Source organism: Sulfitobacter sp. DSM 110093, assembly GCF_022788715.1.
Taxonomy (GTDB): Bacteria; Pseudomonadota; Alphaproteobacteria; order Rhodobacterales; family Rhodobacteraceae; genus Sulfitobacter.
Genome location: NZ_CP085167.1, coordinates 1,435,199 through 1,451,176, shown reverse-complemented (window position 1 = coordinate 1,451,176; position 15,978 = coordinate 1,435,199). Strand labels below are relative to the sequence as shown.

General features: G+C 60.7%; 18 protein-coding genes. 13 read left to right on the top strand and 5 right to left on the bottom strand.

The features are described 5' to 3' along the window. The first annotated feature begins 94 nt into the window (after positions 1–94). The 10 genes from guaA (at position 95) to DSM110093_RS06980 (ending at position 9,408) form a co-directional block, all read left to right on the top strand. Positions 95–1,657, top strand: a complete 1,563-nt coding sequence (gene guaA / locus DSM110093_RS07025) for a glutamine-hydrolyzing GMP synthase (protein WP_243267355.1) — start codon at positions 95–97, stop codon at positions 1,655–1,657. A gap of 2 nt (positions 1,658–1,659) precedes the next feature. Continuing rightward, on the top strand, positions 1,660–1,938 hold the full coding sequence (locus tag DSM110093_RS07020) for an antibiotic biosynthesis monooxygenase (protein ID WP_243267354.1): 279 nt from the start codon (positions 1,660–1,662) through the stop codon (positions 1,936–1,938). After that, a complete protein-coding gene (locus tag DSM110093_RS07015; protein WP_243267353.1) occupies positions 1,935–2,804 on the top strand; it encodes a DMT family transporter in 870 nt (289 codons plus the stop codon). Before DSM110093_RS07020 ends, DSM110093_RS07015 begins: the two co-directional genes overlap by 4 nt. Before the next feature lie 117 nt (positions 2,805–2,921). After that, positions 2,922–4,022: an outer membrane protein transport protein gene (locus DSM110093_RS07010; protein WP_243267352.1), complete on the top strand. Its 1,101-nt coding sequence runs from the start codon at positions 2,922–2,924 to the stop codon at positions 4,020–4,022. Between the two features lie 113 nt (positions 4,023–4,135). Beyond that, positions 4,136–5,068, top strand: a complete 933-nt coding sequence (locus DSM110093_RS07005) for a DMT family transporter (RefSeq protein ID WP_243267350.1) — start codon at positions 4,136–4,138, stop codon at positions 5,066–5,068. 12 nt (positions 5,069–5,080) lie between these two features. After that, on the top strand, positions 5,081–5,941 hold the full coding sequence (locus DSM110093_RS07000) for an ATPase (RefSeq protein ID WP_243267349.1): 861 nt from the start codon (positions 5,081–5,083) through the stop codon (positions 5,939–5,941). 56 nt (positions 5,942–5,997) lie between these two features. Further along, positions 5,998–6,915 (top strand): homoserine O-succinyltransferase, encoded by a 918-nt coding sequence (gene metA, locus DSM110093_RS06995; protein ID WP_243267347.1) that lies wholly within the window; start codon positions 5,998–6,000, stop codon positions 6,913–6,915. After that, positions 6,899–7,879, top strand: coding sequence for an alpha/beta hydrolase (locus DSM110093_RS06990; protein ID WP_243267345.1), 981 nt, complete (start codon positions 6,899–6,901; stop codon positions 7,877–7,879). Before metA ends, DSM110093_RS06990 begins: the two co-directional genes overlap by 17 nt. 49 nt (positions 7,880–7,928) lie before the next feature. Then, the gene (gene ppk2 / locus DSM110093_RS06985) at positions 7,929–8,798 is read left to right on the top strand and encodes a polyphosphate kinase 2 (RefSeq protein WP_243267344.1); all 870 of its coding nucleotides are present in this window, start codon (positions 7,929–7,931) and stop codon (positions 8,796–8,798) included. Continuing rightward, the gene (locus DSM110093_RS06980) at positions 8,791–9,408 is read left to right on the top strand and encodes a TetR/AcrR family transcriptional regulator (protein ID WP_067629863.1); all 618 of its coding nucleotides are present in this window, start codon (positions 8,791–8,793) and stop codon (positions 9,406–9,408) included. Before ppk2 ends, DSM110093_RS06980 begins: the two co-directional genes overlap by 8 nt. A gap of 15 nt (positions 9,409–9,423) precedes the next feature. On the opposite strand, the gene DSM110093_RS06975 is transcribed toward DSM110093_RS06980, so the two are convergent. After that, complete coding sequence (locus DSM110093_RS06975) at positions 9,424–10,419, bottom strand: LLM class flavin-dependent oxidoreductase (protein WP_243267342.1); 996 nt, start codon at positions 10,417–10,419, stop codon at positions 9,424–9,426. A gap of 237 nt (positions 10,420–10,656) precedes the next feature. Here DSM110093_RS06975 and DSM110093_RS06970 point away from each other — a divergent pair, with 237 nt between their 5' ends. Beyond that, positions 10,657–11,346 carry a hypothetical protein gene (locus DSM110093_RS06970; RefSeq protein ID WP_243267341.1) on the top strand — a complete coding sequence of 230 codons (690 nt, stop codon included), beginning with the start codon at positions 10,657–10,659 and terminating at the stop codon, positions 11,344–11,346. A 154-nt stretch (positions 11,347–11,500) separates the two neighbouring features. Here DSM110093_RS06970 and rpsI read toward each other — a convergent pair whose 3' ends face one another. From rpsI to DSM110093_RS06955, 3 genes are all read right to left on the bottom strand, one after another. Next, positions 11,501–12,001: a 30S ribosomal protein S9 gene (rpsI, locus tag DSM110093_RS06965; protein WP_093927209.1), complete on the bottom strand. Its 501-nt coding sequence runs from the start codon at positions 11,999–12,001 to the stop codon at positions 11,501–11,503. A 2-nt stretch (positions 12,002–12,003) separates the two neighbouring features. Beyond that, on the bottom strand, positions 12,004–12,465 hold the full coding sequence (rplM, locus tag DSM110093_RS06960; RefSeq protein WP_243267339.1) for a 50S ribosomal protein L13: 462 nt from the start codon (positions 12,463–12,465) through the stop codon (positions 12,004–12,006). A gap of 160 nt (positions 12,466–12,625) precedes the next feature. Further along, positions 12,626–14,041, bottom strand: coding sequence for a PLP-dependent aminotransferase family protein (locus tag DSM110093_RS06955; protein ID WP_243267337.1), 1,416 nt, complete (start codon positions 14,039–14,041; stop codon positions 12,626–12,628). A gap of 109 nt (positions 14,042–14,150) precedes the next feature. On the opposite strand from DSM110093_RS06955, the gene DSM110093_RS06950 reads away from it, so the two are divergent. Continuing rightward, a complete protein-coding gene (locus DSM110093_RS06950; RefSeq protein ID WP_243267336.1) occupies positions 14,151–14,381 on the top strand; it encodes a DUF1127 domain-containing protein in 231 nt (76 codons plus the stop codon). A gap of 149 nt (positions 14,382–14,530) precedes the next feature. Here DSM110093_RS06950 and DSM110093_RS06945 read toward each other — a convergent pair whose 3' ends face one another. Beyond that, positions 14,531–14,959, bottom strand: coding sequence for a PaaI family thioesterase (locus DSM110093_RS06945; RefSeq protein ID WP_243267335.1), 429 nt, complete (start codon positions 14,957–14,959; stop codon positions 14,531–14,533). Between the two features lie 58 nt (positions 14,960–15,017). Between DSM110093_RS06945 and DSM110093_RS06940 the strand changes: the two genes are divergently transcribed. Then, a complete protein-coding gene (locus tag DSM110093_RS06940) occupies positions 15,018–15,803 on the top strand; it encodes an enoyl-CoA hydratase (RefSeq protein ID WP_243267333.1) in 786 nt (261 codons plus the stop codon). Positions 15,804–15,978: the final 175 nt, after the last annotated feature.

Here is a 15,978-nt window from a genome sequence, read left to right as displayed (position 1 = left end):
CGCGCGCCTCCTCCGCGGATTAAACGCCGCAGGTGCCTGTCTTCGGCCCGCTTGAGACTTGCCACAGCAGCCTCTCGGGCCTAATCACACCCCCATGACAGATATCACCCATGACCGCCTCCTCATCATCGACTTCGGCAGCCAGGTTACGCAGCTTATCGCGCGTCGCCTGCGGGAGCTGAATGTCTTTTGCGAAATCCACCCATTCAACACGGTGGACGATGCTTTCCTCAAGGAATTCGCGCCCAAGGCGGTGATCCTGTCGGGTGGCCCGTCTTCTGTGTTTGCCGAAGGCGCGCCAATGCCGCCGCAGGCTGTGTTTGAACTGGGCGTGCCGATCCTTGGCATCTGCTATGGCCAGCAGGTCATGATGCATTGCCTTGGCGGTCATGTGGAGCGTGGCCACGGCACCGCCGAGTTTGGCCGGGCTTTCGTAACCCCCACAGGCCAACAGCTTGAACTGCTGGAAGGCTGGTTCGCCACAGATCGCGAACAGGTCTGGATGAGCCACGGCGACCACGTCAGCAAGATTGCTCCGGGGTTCGAGGTCTATGGCACCTCCCCCAACGCGCCTTTCGCCATTACCGGCGACGTGTCGCGCAACTTCTACGCCGTGCAGTTCCACCCCGAGGTGCACCACACCCCCAACGGCCCGCGCCTCTATGAGAATTTCGTGCGTCTGGCAGGCTTCAAGGGCGACTGGACCATGAGCGCCTACCGCGATGAGGCGATTGCCGCCATTCGTGAGCAAGTGGGCGACCAGAAGGTGATCTGCGGTCTGTCGGGTGGCGTCGACAGTTCCGTCGCCGCCGTGCTGATCCACGAAGCGATCGGCGATCAGCTCACCTGCGTCTTTGTCGACCACGGTCTGCTGCGCAAGGGTGAGGCCGAAGAGGTCGTCACCATGTTCCGCGACCATTACAACATGCCGCTGATCCACGCCGACGAGCAGGAGCTCTTCTTGGGCGAGTTGGACGGCGTCTCTGACCCCGAGACCAAGCGCAAGATCATCGGCAAGCTTTTCATCGATGTGTTCCAGAAACACGCAAAAGATGTCGGCGATGCGACCTTCTTGGCACAAGGCACGCTCTACCCCGATGTCATCGAAAGCGTCAGCTTCTCGGGTGGTCCTTCGGTGACGATCAAAAGCCACCACAATGTCGGCGGCCTGCCCGAAAAGATGGGCCTGAAACTGGTCGAGCCGCTGCGTGAACTCTTCAAGGATGAAGTGCGCGAGTTGGGCCGTGAACTCGGTTTGCCGCCATCGTTCATTGGTCGCCACCCTTTCCCCGGGCCGGGCCTCGCGATCCGCTGCCCCGGTGAGATCACCCGTGAAAAACTGGCGATCCTGCGCGAGGCCGATGCGGTCTATATCGACCAAATCCGCCGCCACGGCCTCTATGACGATATCTGGCAAGCCTTCGTGGCGATCCTGCCAGTGCGTACCGTGGGCGTGATGGGCGATGGCCGTACCTATGACTTCGCCTGCGCCCTGCGCGCGGTGACCTCCGTGGACGGTATGACCGCGGACTACTACCCCTTCACCCATGACTTCCTTGGCGAAACCGCCACGCGGATCATCAACGAGGTGCCGGGCATCAACCGTGTCACCTATGACATCACTTCGAAACCTCCGGGTACCATCGAGTGGGAATAAACATGAAGGTGGTCCTCAGCGGCCACCTTCGCTGCGCCACCCGGGCCGAGGCGGATCGGGTGCGCGCAGGGCTTGACGCGCATCTGCGTCTCACCCGTGCCGAGCCAGGATGTTTGCGGTTCGACGTGACCCCCACCGATGATCCCCTTGTCTGGCAGGTGACCGAATTGTTCACCGACCGCACCGCCTTTGACGCCCACCAAGCCCGCGCCGCTGCATCAGACTGGGCCACGCTTACCGCCGGGATCACACGCGACTATCAGATCACGAGCCCTGCATGACCCCCACCTTCCGCGCCGCCCTTTGGATGATCGGGTCTATCGGCTCCTTCTCAACCATGGCGGTTGCGGGGCGCGAGCTTTCGGCGCGGTTCGATACGTTTGAGGTGATGCTCTACCGCAGTGTGATCGGCGTGATCATCGTCGTTACACTTGCAGGCGCCACCGGCGCATGGCGGCAGATCAACACCCGCAACTTCGGTCTGCAACTTATCCGCAACCTTGCGCATTTCACCGGGCAAAACCTGTGGTTCCTGGCGGTGTCGCTAATCCCGCTGGCGCAGGTCTTCGCGCTTGAGTTCACCTCCCCGCTCTGGGTCATCGTCCTGTCGATCTTTTTGTTGGGGGAACGGCTGACCGCGACACGGGCGCTGGCCGGGATTATGGGGTTCATCGGCATTCTGATCGTCGCACGGCCCGACATTGGCAACCTTAACACCGGCATTCTGGCGGCTGCGGCATGTGCCGTCTTCTTTGCGCTGACCAATGTACTAACGAAACGGTTAACGCGCAGCCAAGGGATCACTACGATCCTGTTCTACCTCACCACACTGCAACTGGTTTTCGGCCTCATCGCCGCCGGATATGACGGAGATGTCGCGCTGCCCACAGCGGAAACAGCGCCCTTCCTGCTGCTGGTCGGCGCTTGCGGCCTGCTGGCCCATTACTGCTTGACCAACGCGCTTAGCATTGCCCCTGCGACCGTGGTAGTGCCGATCGATTTTGTCCGCCTTCCGGCCATCGCGGTGGTGGGGATGTTACTCTATGGTGAAGCGCTGGATGTCTGGGTGTTCATCGGTGCCGGGATCATCTTTGCAGGCAACTATCTCAACATCTGGTTCGAGACCCGCAAACCACACATTCAGTAATTTTGTCACAGATATGCGCCTGACCTTAGGTCAGGAATTGACGCAAACGGCAGCAATCCGCTTAGATCGTTCCAACCTGCGCCGAGGAGGATCGCCGCAGAACCTTGGGAGAGAAACATGAAATCACATTTCTTGGCACTTCCGGCGCTTCTGGCGTCGACCGCCGCCGTACATGCGGGCGGCATTGACCGCTCTGGTCAGTCCATCAACGCCCTGTTCGAAAGCGGGCGTTATGCAGAGTTTAGCTTCGGGCATATCTCGCCCGATACATCGGGTACTTCGGTGGCTGGGCTTGGCAGCCGCGATTCAGGCAATGCGACAGAAAACTTCTTGCAGTTCGGCGCAGCATACAAAGCCGATATCAACGAGAAATGGTCTTATGCGATCATTTACGATCAACCGTTTGGCGCAGATGTCGATTACCCCGCTGGCACGGGCTACTACGCGGCTGGGTCACAGGCCGATCTTGACAGCCATGCGCTGACCGGGCTCATGCGCTACCGCGTGAACGACAACTTCAGCGTTCATGGCGGCCTGCGTGTGCAGTCTATCGAAGCCACAGCGGCTGTGCCCTTCGTTTCGAACTATAGCGTGACCGGTGATCGTGATATCGGTGTCGGCTATTCTGCTGGCGTTGCCTATGAGCGCCCCGACATCGCCATGCGCGTGTCCTTGACCTATAACTCCAAGATCAAGCACGACCTCGACACCAGCGAGAACTCTGTTGCACTCGGGTCCACCACTTCGGAAACGGAGATTGAAACACCGCAGTCGCTTAACCTTGAGTTCCAAACGGGGATCGCTGCCGATACACTTCTCTTTGGTGGCGTCCGCTGGGTCGATTGGTCCGACTTCGACATTTCCCCGACGAACTACGACACGCTGACAAGCGGCGGCTCCCTCGTCAGCTATGACGACGACGTGTTCACCTACTCGCTGGGTGTGGGCCGCCGTCTGAACGACAACTGGTCAGTCTCGGCCTCCGTCGGTTACGAGAAATCCAACGGCGGTTTCGCTTCGAACCTCGGCCCGACCGATGGCAACAAAAGCATTGCGCTGGCTGCCGTCTATACCCGCGACAACATGAAAATCACCACCGGCGTGCGCTACGTCAACATCGGTGACGCAGAGACGGCCATTCCCGGTTTTGCACCCGCAGCCGACTTTGAAGACAACGACGCGGTGGCCTTTGGTGTGAAAGTCGGTTTCACCTTTTGATCCACATAGATCAACCTGCAATAATCACGCCGCCCGACACCCTCGGGCGGCGTTTTTTATGGTTGCGCATCTTTCGGGTCGTCCAGCCTTGCCGAACCGCCTAAACCCATCCCATGATTGCACAAAGAACCATCCCGCCGCGCGCGTGGCTCGAAATGAGCCTTCTTGCCCTTCTATGGGGCGCATCCTTTGTCGCTGTGCGTGTGGCACTGGATGAAATCGGGCCGCTGACCTCGGTCGCGCATCGGGTGTTCTGGGCTATGTTGGTGCTTTGGGCTGCCGTGGTGGTGATGCGTCTGCCGTTACCGCGCGACCCGCGCATCTGGGCGGCCTTCCTGCTGATGGGGCTTTTGAACAATGTGATCCCCTTTTCGCTGATGGCGTGGGGGCAGTTGCATATCCCCTCTGGCCTGACTTCGATCCTCAATGCGGCCACCGCGATCTTTGGCGTGCTGGCCGCCGCGATCTTTTTGGCGGATGAGCGCATCACCCCGCGTAAGGCGATTGGCGTTTGCCTTGGCTTTGCCGGTGTTAGCACCGCCATCGGTTTGGAAAACCTCACGAATTTCGACCTTGGCAGCCTTGCGCAGCTTGCCGTCCTGGGCGGGGCGATGTCCTATGCCATGGCGGGTGTCTGCGCGCGCAAACTGCTGCCGGGCCAACCGCCGCAACTGGCCGCCGCCGGGATGCTGACAGGGGCCACGCTGATCATGCTGCCGTTGGCATGGGTGGTCGAAGGGCCGCTGACGCTCGACCTTGCCCCGGCCACGCTCATGGCCATCGCCTATTACGCGCTGGCTGCCACGGCGCTGGCCTATCTGCTTTATTACCGGGTGCTGGGGATGGCGGGCAGCAGCAATCTGATGCTGGTGACGCTACTGGTCGCCCCGGTCGCGATCCTCTTGGGCGCTTGGCTGCGCGATGAAACCCTGCGCCCTGCCGCCTACAGCGGTTTTGCCCTTCTGGCGCTTGGGCTTTTGGTGCTAGATGGCCGCATCTGGCGTCTGGTCAAACACTGGGGTACTCAGGGGAAACGAAGCACTTAACCTTGGTGATACATGCTCTACCCCACGGCTGACGACTGGCGCGCGGCCCCGCGCCGCAAAGTTCTGATCTTCGGCATGTCGGGCTTGGGCAAAACCCATCTGTCCAGCCTGCTGCGCGCCAGCGGGGATTGGTTTCACTACTCCATCGATTACCGCATCGGCACCCGCTATCTGGGAGAGCTGATCGCCGACAACGCCAAGGCCGAGGCGATGAAGGTGCCGTTTCTGCGTGATCTGCTGCTCAGCGACAGCATCTACATCGGGTCCAACATCACCTTCGACAATCTCTCGCCCGTGGCCACATGGCTGGGCAAGCCGGGCGACCCGTCGCGCGGCGGGCTGCCGATGCCGGATTATGCCCAACGCCAAGAGGCCTTTCGCCGGGCCGAGATCAACGCGCTACAAGACACCGCCTATTTCGCCACCCGCGCCGAGCAGCTCTACGGCTATCCGCATTTTATCTGCGACACTGGTGGGTCGATCTGCGAATGGGTCGACCCCGAAGACCCGAACGATCCCTTGCTCCGGCAGCTCTCCGACGAATGCCTACTGGTCTGGATCAAGGGCGATGAGGCCCATACCGAAGAACTCATCCGCCGTTTCGACAAAGCCCCCAAGCCGATGGCCTATCAACCCGAATTCCTTGCCCGCGCATGGACCGACTATCTGGCCGAAAAGAACATCGCCGAAGACTCCGTGAACCCCGACGACTTCATCCGCTGGACCTATGCCGCCGCGCTGTCACACCGCCAGCCGCGCTATGCTGCCATGTCGAAATGGGGCGTCACCATCACCCCTGCCGACATCGACACACTAAAAGCTCCCGAAGACTTTACCGATCTTATCGCCCGCCACCTACCCTCGGGCGGTTGAACCCACCACGCCCAAGATTACCTGACTGCTCTGGCTAGCCCTGAAAGACCTGTCTCATGCCCATCAAGATCCCCTCCCGCCTGCCCGCCTTTGACGTTCTGCGCAACGAAGGGGTCATGGTGCTGGACGAGGAGCTGGCATCGCGACAGGACATTCGCCCGCTGCGCATCGCCCTGCTGAACCTGATGCCCAAGAAAATCCAGACAGAGAACCAGTTTGCCCGGCTCATCGGTGCCACGCCCCTGCAGATTGAACTCAGCCTCATCCGCATGTCCGACCACCAAGCCCGCAATACCGCCGCCGAACATATGGAGAGCTTCTACCGCCCGTTTGAGGAAATGAAGGCCGAGAAGTTCGACGGTCTGATCATCACCGGCGCCCCGATTGAGCATCTTGAATTTAACGAGGTGACCTATTGGGACGAGTTGGGCGAGGTGATGGAATGGACCCAGACCAACGTCCACTCCACCTTTGGCGTCTGTTGGGGCGGCATGGCGATGATCAACCATTTCCACGGGGTCAAGAAACACATCCTGCCCGAAAAAGCCTTCGGCTGTTTCCGCCACCGCAACCTTGCGCCCGCATCCCCCTATCTGCGCGGGTTTTCGGACGATTGCACCGTGCCCGTCTCCCGCTGGACCGAGATGCGCCAAGACGAAGTGAACACGCACGCGGGCCTCACCACGCTTCTGGGCAGTGACGAAGTCGGCCCCTGCCTGATCGAAGACCCCGCGCACCGGGCGCTCTATGTCTTTAACCATTTCGAATACGACCGCGACACGCTGAAACAAGAGTATGACCGCGACGTTGAGAATGGCGTGCCGATCAACGTGCCCTGCAACTACTACCCCGATGATGACCCATCGCGCACCCCGGTGAACCGCTGGCGCAGCCATGCGCATCTGCTTTATGGCAATTGGATCAACGAAATATACCAAACCACCCCCTTTGATATGAATGAGATCGGTCATTAAGCTGCTTCTCGCCTTCCTCCTTGGGCTGGCGCTGCTCACCGCGCTTGTCCAATGGCGCGCCGCGCGGCACGAGGCGCGCGCCGAAGCCAGCCATCCGCCCGAGGGCGAGATCATCACGGTGGATGGCCTGCCGGTCCATGCCAAGGTTATCGGCAACGGGCCGGATCTGGTGCTGATCCACGGGGCCAGCGGCAACCTGCGTGATTTCACCATGGGGTTCGCGGAACGGCTGAGTGATCGCTACCGCGTTATCATGTTCGACCGCCCCGGCATGGGGTATACCGCCCGCCTGCCCGGTGCACGCGGCGCGTGGAACCCGCTGGGGGAATCGCCCCAAGAACAGGCCGCGCTGCTGCAAAAGGCTGCCGATCAACTGGGCGTCGAAAACCCCATCGTGCTGGGCCATTCCTTTGGCGGCGCTGTGGCGCTGGCGTGGGGGCTTCAGCGCCCCAAGGACACCGCCGCGCTGGTGCTCGTCTCTGCTGTGTCCGAGCCTTGGCCGGGCGGTCTGGGCTGGCTTTACAACGTCAGCGCCTCGCGGCTTGGCGGTGCGCTTTTCATCCCCGCCGTCACCGCCTTTGTCCCCGAAAGCGTGGTGCAAAGCAGTATTGAAGCGATCTTTGCCCCGCAGCCCGCGCCCGAAGGCTATGCCGAGCACATCGGCACCGGGCTGACCCTGCGCCGCAGCGCCAGCCGCGCCAATGCCCAGCAGGTGCACCAGCTTCGCCCCCATGTGGTTGAAATGGCGGCGCAATATGACCGCCTGACCATGCCGGTCGAGATCATCCACGGCGATGCCGACACCATTGTGCCGATGCATATCCACGCCGAAGAACTCATCAAAGACATCCCCAACGGTGCCCTGACCCGACTGCCCGGCATGGGCCATATGCCCCATCACGCTGACCCGCAGGCTGTGGTCGACACAATCGACCGCGCCGCCACTCGTGCGGGTTTGCGTTAAGCGCCTTAACATCCCATATTGAAACAAGAACACCCAGCAAGGAGCGCCCATGGACCTGCCCTTTGACGGCGCGATCAGCGCCTTTTTTGAAAACGACGCCCCCGAAGACATTCGTAAGGCAATCCGCCGCTCCGATAAGGACGACATCCTCTCGCCCAGCTATCCGCATGACGAACGTCTGTCGCGCAAAACCTACGAGCGCGACTATGACCGATTGCAGATCGAAATGGTTAAACTGCAATCTTGGGTGCGTGACACGGGCCAGCGGGTGGTTATGGTGTTTGAAGGCCGCGATGCCGCTGGCAAAGGCGGCACAATCCGGCGGATGCGTGACAATCTAAACCAGCGTGCAGCGCGGGTGGTGGCCCTATCCAAACCCACCGAAACCGAACAGGGCGAATGGTATTTTCAACGCTACATCAAACACCTACCTACTTCGGGTGAAATGGTGTTCTATGACCGTTCTTGGTATAATCGCGGCGTGGTCGAGCCGGTGTTTGGCTTTTGCACGCCTGCCCAACGCGAACATTTCTTCGAACAGGTCACCCCCTTTGAACAGATGTTGGTCGAAGATGGCATTCACCTGTTCAAGTTCTGGCTGAATGTCGGCCGAGCAGAGCAGTTGCGCCGTATGCTGGCGCGTGAATCCGATCCGCTAAAGCAATGGAAACTCAGCCAGATCGATGTGCAGGGTCTGTCAAAGTGGGACGCGTATTCAACCGCGATCAAGGACACGCTTTCGCGCAGCCACACGGCCAAGACCCCTTGGACGGTGATCCGTTCAGACGACAAGCGCCGCGCCCGGCTGGCAGCGATGCGCCATGTGCTACACGCCTTCGACTATCCGCAGAAAGACGCCAAAGCGATTGGCAAAATCGACGATGAAATCTGCGGCGGGCCGGACATCTGGGATGCCTAAACGCGGCTACCATCACGGCAACCTGCGCCAAGCCCTGATTGACGCCGCCCTTGAGTTGATCGAGCAGCGCGGCCCGACGGGTTTCACCCTGTCAGAGGCCGCCAAACGCGCAGGCGTCACCCCGGCTGCGGTCTACCGACATTTTGAGGGCCGCGAAGACTTGATCGCCGAGGCCGCGCACCAAGGCTATGATATCTTTGCCGAATTGATGGAGTTTGCTTACGAATCCGGCCAGCCCTCGGCGCTGAAGGCGTTCGAGGCGACGGGCCGCGCCTATCTCGCATTCGCGCGGAAATACCCCGGCCATTACATCGCCATGTTCGAATCCGGTATCTCGGTCAACCGCACGCCGGAACTGGCCCATGCCGCCAACCGCGCCAATGGCGTGCTGGAACGCGCGGCATCCGACCTCAGCCAGCATATTCCGGCAGACAAACGCCCGCCGGCTTCGATGTTCTCGGCCCATATCTGGGCGATGAGCCACGGCGTGGTCGAACTTTTCGCCCGCAATTCCCCCGGTCGCGCCTCGCCCTTTCCAGCAGACGATCTGCTGGAAACCGGGATCGGGATTTACCTGCGCGGGCTGGGGTTGGTCAGCCCTGACGAGTGAGGGCGGCGGCGGCCCTTAGGCCGCCACCTTCAAGTCTTGCATCACATCCGCCGCAATCTCAAACGAGCGCAGCCGCGCCGCGTGATCGTGGATCTGCCCGGTCAAGATCAGCTCATCCGGCTGGTGCTGCGCGATCAATGCCGCTAGCTGACGTTTCACGGTCTCAGGGCTGCCCACGGCGGACACGCGCAGCGCATGATCCACCCCCTGCCGCATCCCTGCGCCAATCTCGGCGTCGATGTCACGCACCGGGCGTGGCAGCTTGCCGGGGCGGCCTGTGCGCAGACGGGCGAATGCCTGCTGCATGGTGGTGCGCAGATAGGCCCCCTCTTCGTCCGTATCCGCCGCAAAAACATTCACCGCCAGCATAAAGCGCGGCGCGGGACAGGCTTCGGACGGTTTGAAATCACGACGGTAAATGGCCGTGGCCTCCTCCAACGCATCGGGCGCAAAGTGAGAAGCAAAGGCATAAGGCAGCCCGAAATGGGCCGCCAGTTGCGCACCATAAAGCGAGGAGCCGAGGATCCAGATCGGTACATGCGTCCCCTCACCCGGATGCGCACGGACGGGCGAGCGCGGATCGGCGTCGCCCAGATAGGCCATCAACTCGGCCACATCATCGGGGAAGTGATCGCCGCCACTCATGCCGCGCCGCATGGCACGCATCACCGCCTGATCGCCGCCCGGCGCACGGCCAAGCCCTAGGTCAATCCGGCCCCCATGGATCGCAGCCAACGTACCGAACTGTTCGGCAATCGCCAAAGGCGCGTGATTGGGCAGCATCACTCCGCCCGCACCGATGCGAATATTCTGCGTATGGTCCGCCACATGCCCCAGCAAAACCGATGTCGCCGCCGAGGCGATGCCGGGCATGTTGTGATGCTCAGCCATCCAGAACCGGTGATAGCCTTTGGCCTCGGCCAGTTGCGCCAAGGCGACAGAGTTGCGGATCGCCGTCGGGGTGTCGGACCCTTCCGGCACCGGGGCAAGATCAAGAACCGAATATTGCATGAATGTCTCCTGTGTTGTGCCTCATATAGGCAGCCGCCCCTGAACGCGGAACCGCGCGGGGCAGAAAAACCAACGGCTTGCCTAAAATTTCCGTCGTTCACAATGTTATGTTCTAACGTATAGCAGCTATGCACAAACGGCCCTTGCAGAGCATATGTGCCGGGCATAAGCGATGGGGATCAACAACCAGACCGCGCCAGTCACCGACGAGCCAAGGTCCAAAACTAGGCATAAGCCATGACAATCAAAACACTTCTCGGGTTCGGCCTTACCGCTGGGCTGCTCTCCACTGCCGCCTATGCGCAAGACAACATCACCACCGGGTTCGACCCGGTGATCGACGACCGCCCTACCGTCTCCGCAATCGGCTGGACGGCAGGCGTCTCTGCTGCGACCCGCTTCAACACATCGGATGATTTCGACCATCTGGAAAACGAAATCGAAGGCTTTGTTGAGTTGACCTACGGTGGCTTTCACACCGGCCTGAGCGCGACTTCCCTGTACCAAGACCCCACAGATGATGTCGAATTCGAAGCCGATCTTGGCTATGGCGCGGACTTTGGCCAAGGCATGAGCTGGGATCTGAGCTATTCCTACATTTGGCTGAACGATTCTAAAGATCACGAAGAAGAAATCACCGCGACGCTGGGCTTCCCTGTTGGGCGCGACATCTCTGGCGCATTCGCTGTGATCATCAACCCCGACAACGGCGAAAGCGATCAGGAAGTGGCGTTCGAAGCGCCCCTGTCCGAGCGTTGGACCGCCGTTGGCCTCATCGGCAACAGCGACCGCGACGACAACCTCTATGCCGAAGCCGGTGCCGTCTATGACTTCGGCGATGGCGTCAGCTTTGAAGCGCTGTACGAAGACACCAACGATGGTGACGGCGTACTGGGCTTTACCGTGAGCTACGAAATCGGCGGCTAATCCCGCAAGGGATCATCGCTGATCCTGACCAAGGGCCGTTGCGGGAAACCGCAGCGGCCTTTTTCATGCGCTGCTGCCAAGTCGCAATGCCCACCCCGCAAACGAAAAAGGGCCACCCAATCGGGTAGCCCTTTCGCAAAGTTGATCGGTAAGCTTAACGCTTGGAGAACTGGAAGCTCCGGCGCGCTTTGGCCTTACCGTATTTCTTCCGCTCGACGACGCGGCTGTCACGGGTCAGGAAGCCTGCCGCTTTCAGCGCGCCGCGTAGGGAGGGATCATAAAGCTGCAGGGCTTTGGAGATGCCGTGCTTAACCGCACCCGCTTGACCGGACAGACCGCCGCCTTTGACAGTTGCGAACACGTCGAACTGGCCTTCGGTGTTGGTGATGCCGAACGGCTGCGCGAGGATCAACTGCTGCACGGGGCGTGCGAAGTATTCGTTCTGCGGCTTACCGTTCACAATGACCTTGCCGGAGCCGGGCTTGATCCAAACGCGGGCGACCGCGTCTTTACGTTTGCCGGTGGCATAGGCGCGGCCAAGTTCGTCACGAACCGGCTCACGAGGGGTCATTTCGGTTTCGGTGCCCTGCACGCCGCCGATGTTCTCGGTCACAGCAGCTTCGAGACCTTCAAGTGTTTTGATTTCGTCAGCCATGCTCATGCACTCCGCGTGTTTTTCTTGTTCATGGACTTAACGTCCAGAACTTCGGGGCTCTGGGCCTCATGGGGGTGATCGCTACCTGCATAGACGCGCAGGTTGGTCATGATCTGGCGGCTCAGGCGGTTGCCGGGCAGCATGCGCTTGACCGCTTGGGTCACAACACGCTCAGGATGCGCGCCTTCAAGGATTTGCTCCTTAGTGCGCGATTTGATCCCGCCGGGGTGGCCGGTGTGCCAGTAGAAGTGCTCTTCGCGCTTCTTGCCGGTCATCTGCACCTTATCGGCGTTGATGACGATCACGTTGTCGCCGCAATCCATATGCGGTGTGAAGGACGGCTTGTGCTTGCCGCGCAGGCGCGTGGCGATGATCGATGCGAGACGGCCCAGCACGACGCCTTCGGCGTCGATGATGATCCATTTCTTGTCGATATCTGCCGGTGTCGCAGAAAAGGTTTTCATTGATGAATTCCCGTTTAAGGTTGGTCGGAACGAGGAATCCCCGTCCGGTGTCTGATGGAGGGGTTATAACCACCTGCATCGCCGGGTCAAGCGGAGCAATCACGGATTATATCAGCAAAAACAGCATCTTACGATTTAGGTATAATAATACCCCATATTTCTACACGCTGATCTGCTCTGGCGGATTGTCCAAGAGACAGCGCAGCCGCTGCATCGCCGCCTCAAAAGAGCGCAGAGAGACATGGGCGTTCACTGCGATGCGCACCGCATGGGGCGCGCGGCCATCGCGCAGGGCGAATTCATCGGCAGATCGGATCTGCACGCCCTGCGCCTCTGCCGCGCGGCAAAAGCCCGCTGCGCGCCAACCCGGCGGCAGGTGCAGCCATAAAAAGGGTACGTCGCGCGACCATTGCAATTCATGCCCGCCCAGATGGTTAACCGCGACCTCTACATATTCCGCCAGCCTCTCGCGGATATCCGTGCAAATGCCCTTTAGCCGCGGATCGGTGAGCAGAATGCGCGTCGCCTCGGCCAAGGGGCGCGCAAGGCCAAAGTATCCGTATTCCGCCACCCGCCGCAGGTCCGCCGACCGCCCCGCCGGGGCCAGCGCAAAGCCGACGCGCAGCGCGGGGGTCAATTCCTTTGAGATCGACGAGACATGCCAGACATGCTCAGGCCAGAGCGAGCGATAGCTCGGTGCGCGGGCAGAGCCCATGCGGTAGCAATCGTCCTCCAAAATCTCTAAGCCGTGCCGCTTGGCGACCTCCAGCAGCGCGCGCCGCCGTTCAAGGCTAGTGTGGCTTCCCGTGGGGTTATGCACCTCCGGCGTGGTGCAAAAGACCTGCGCCCCGCTGTCGCGCGCGGCCTTGTCCAGCGCCTCGGGCAACACGCCGTCTTTGTCCATCGCCACGCCGACCACTTCGGCCCGCAGCACCTCCGCCGCGCGACGAAACCCGGCATAAGAGAGGTCTTCGACCAGCATCGCCGGCTTTGGCCCCGACAAGATGGCCTGAAGTACCAATACAATCGCGCTTTGCCCGCCGTGTGACAGCACAACGTCGCGCTCGCTCAGCGGACCGAGGGAGAGATGCGACAGCCAGTCGACCACCGCTTGGCGCACCGGGGCATAGGCATCGCGGGTCGGGTAGTTCATCAGTTCTTCGCCCGGCACATCCGCCACCTGCCGCAGGGCGCTGCGGATCAGGGCCACTTGCCCCATATCCGGTAATCGTGGACTAAACAGGCTCACCGCATCCGTATCTGAAATCTCTAACTCTCTGATCCAGCTATCTTGTTCGCGGTTCCAGACATCTTCGCGGATGGCTGCCTGCGGCGGGGCGACAAAGGTACCCCGGCCCACTTCGGCCTCCAGCAGGCCTTCGTCGGTCAGAATCGTATAGGCCCGCGCCACGGTGCCGGGGGTGATCCCCAACTGCCACGCCAGTTCCCGCACCGGGGGCAGCTTATCGCCAACCGCCAGCGCGCCGGAATTGATGCCTTCGCGGATGGTCAGGGCCACGAGTTTGTACTTCGGTCCCTGCCCATCGGCGAGCGTCGGCTGCCAAATTGTACCCATTACAATATTCCTGTGGTCAAATTGTATCGCGTTTTGTACCTTTCTATCTGTAGGCTTTCTACACTTTGTGTCAATACAATTCGCCAACGCAAATTCAAGGAGTTCCCCCATGACACAGGCTCGCCCTCTTAGCGCTGATGCAATGACATTGATGACATACCGCGCCCTGCCGGTCCCTGCGGTGATCGCGCTGCGCTTTGCGGCGGTCGTGACCACATGGGCGGCCCGCCGACGCACCCGCCTCGCGCTTGCAGCGCTAGAGCCGTGGGAATTGCAAGATGCGGGACTTACACCGGAACAAGCCTCGGCCGAGGCTTCCCGCGTGTTCTGGCAAGCGTAACTTCCCTGTGGCGCCAGCCAGACCTCTTCCTTGGGCCGGGTTATTCCCGGCCCTTTTTTCGTGTTCTCGCGTAGAATCACAGCCCGAAATCAAGCCGCAGGCGCCGGGCCATCGCCTGCGCGTCCCGGCGGGTTGGCGCGGGCCCTTCCTCACCCCATCGACGCTGGCGGAATCGCATAGGTCAGCCCGGCCCGCGCCACCGGCTTGTCCGAGCCTTCGGAATAGATCAGCACGTCCGTCACCGACAGTTGCCGCCCCAGCTTCAACAGCTTTGCATAGGCAACCAACGGCACATCCGCCAAGGGCTTGCGCATAAAATCAATCGAACAATTCGTCGTCACCGCCAACGCCTTTGGCCCGATCATCGCCAATGTGACCAGATAGGCCGAGACATCCGCCAAGGCGAACATCGATGGGCCAGAGACGGTGCCACCGGGGCGCAGATGGCTGCGATTGGTCAGCAAGCGCACGGTAATCTCGTTCTCACCTACATGATCGATAGAGAAATCATCCGCCACCTGATCAAACACTTCGCGCATGAACGCCTGCAACGTCTCTGCATCCATCATCACGGCCATACTTGTTCTCCCCTCTTTCCTCGGCGTAACGTTGGCGTGATCAACCGGGGAGGGCAAGGTGGCAATTCTTGACGTTACGGCACAGGGGCCGGTGACCCATCTGCGCATGAACGCGCCTGAGCGGCTGAACGCTCTGTCAGATGAAATGATCGCCGCCCTCCATGAAACGCTCAACCAACTGGCCGAAGACCGGCAAACGCGAGTCATCATCCTGTCGGGCGCGGGCAAAGCCTTCTGCGCGGGGCATGACCTGCGCCAGATGACCGCCATGCGCCAAGCCGGAGACGGTGGCGCCGAAGCCTTCAAAGACCTCTTTGACCGCTGCGCCGCGCTAATGGCCCGCATTCAAAGCGTGCCGCAACCGGTCATCGCCCAAGTTCACGGCATCGCCACGGCCGCAGGCTGTCAACTTGTCGCGACCTGCGATCTGGCCATCGCCGCCGAAGATACCCGCTTTGGTGTCAATGGGGTGAACATCGGCTTGTTCTGCTCGACCCCGATGGTCGCGCTGACCCGCAGCATCCCGCGAAAACAAGCGTTTGAGATGCTCACCACCGGCGATTTCATCACCGCCCCCCGCGCCGCAGAACTGGGCCTGATCAACCGCGCCGTGCCGGGCGACCAGCTAGCCGCCGAGACCACCGCGCTGGCAGAAAGGATCGCAGCCAAACTTGGCACCGCCGTCGCCTACGGCAAAGGCGCTTTTTATCAACAGATGCAATTACCTACAGACCAAGCCTATGCTTTCACCGGCGACGTGATGGTCCGCAACATGCTCGACACCAACACCCGCGAAGGCATCGACGCTTTTCTGAAAAAGCGCACGCCCGATTGGAAACAGTGATTGTTTCCAAAACCCTCCCACATTGTTGCCGACCGCAAGCTGGCAAATCTGACCAAATAGTGGCAGTGTTATATCAGGGGTAGAATGCCCTTGATGTTTTTGGGTCGCCGATGGCGGAAGGTCCCTCCGGGTCAGTCTCTCACTGGCCGACCATGCCCGCAGCGGCGACCTCGAA

What these genes read in the sequence shown, in the direction of transcription:
- guaA (WP_243267355.1), top strand. Translation starts at nt 95, where the DNA reads ATGACAGATATCACCCATGACCGCCTCCTCATCATCGACTTCGGCAGC.
- DSM110093_RS07020 (WP_243267354.1), top strand. Translation starts at nt 1,660, where the DNA reads ATGAAGGTGGTCCTCAGCGGCCACCTTCGCTGCGCCACCCGGGCCGAG.
- DSM110093_RS07015 (WP_243267353.1), top strand. Translation starts at nt 1,935, where the DNA reads ATGACCCCCACCTTCCGCGCCGCCCTTTGGATGATCGGGTCTATCGGC.
- DSM110093_RS07010 (WP_243267352.1), top strand. Translation starts at nt 2,922, where the DNA reads ATGAAATCACATTTCTTGGCACTTCCGGCGCTTCTGGCGTCGACCGCC.
- DSM110093_RS07005 (WP_243267350.1), top strand. Translation starts at nt 4,136, where the DNA reads ATGATTGCACAAAGAACCATCCCGCCGCGCGCGTGGCTCGAAATGAGC.
- DSM110093_RS07000 (WP_243267349.1), top strand. Translation starts at nt 5,081, where the DNA reads ATGCTCTACCCCACGGCTGACGACTGGCGCGCGGCCCCGCGCCGCAAA.
- metA (WP_243267347.1), top strand. Translation starts at nt 5,998, where the DNA reads ATGCCCATCAAGATCCCCTCCCGCCTGCCCGCCTTTGACGTTCTGCGC.
- DSM110093_RS06990 (WP_243267345.1), top strand. Translation starts at nt 6,899, where the DNA reads ATGAGATCGGTCATTAAGCTGCTTCTCGCCTTCCTCCTTGGGCTGGCG.
- ppk2 (WP_243267344.1), top strand. Translation starts at nt 7,929, where the DNA reads ATGGACCTGCCCTTTGACGGCGCGATCAGCGCCTTTTTTGAAAACGAC.
- DSM110093_RS06980 (WP_067629863.1), top strand. Translation starts at nt 8,791, where the DNA reads ATGCCTAAACGCGGCTACCATCACGGCAACCTGCGCCAAGCCCTGATT.
- DSM110093_RS06975 (WP_243267342.1), bottom strand. Translation starts at nt 10,419, where the DNA reads ATGCAATATTCGGTTCTTGATCTTGCCCCGGTGCCGGAAGGGTCCGAC.
- DSM110093_RS06970 (WP_243267341.1), top strand. Translation starts at nt 10,657, where the DNA reads ATGACAATCAAAACACTTCTCGGGTTCGGCCTTACCGCTGGGCTGCTC.
- rpsI (WP_093927209.1), bottom strand. Translation starts at nt 12,001, where the DNA reads ATGGCTGACGAAATCAAAACACTTGAAGGTCTCGAAGCTGCTGTGACC.
- rplM (WP_243267339.1), bottom strand. Translation starts at nt 12,465, where the DNA reads ATGAAAACCTTTTCTGCGACACCGGCAGATATCGACAAGAAATGGATC.
- DSM110093_RS06955 (WP_243267337.1), bottom strand. Translation starts at nt 14,041, where the DNA reads ATGGGTACAATTTGGCAGCCGACGCTCGCCGATGGGCAGGGACCGAAG.
- DSM110093_RS06950 (WP_243267336.1), top strand. Translation starts at nt 14,151, where the DNA reads ATGACACAGGCTCGCCCTCTTAGCGCTGATGCAATGACATTGATGACA.
- DSM110093_RS06945 (WP_243267335.1), bottom strand. Translation starts at nt 14,959, where the DNA reads ATGGCCGTGATGATGGATGCAGAGACGTTGCAGGCGTTCATGCGCGAA.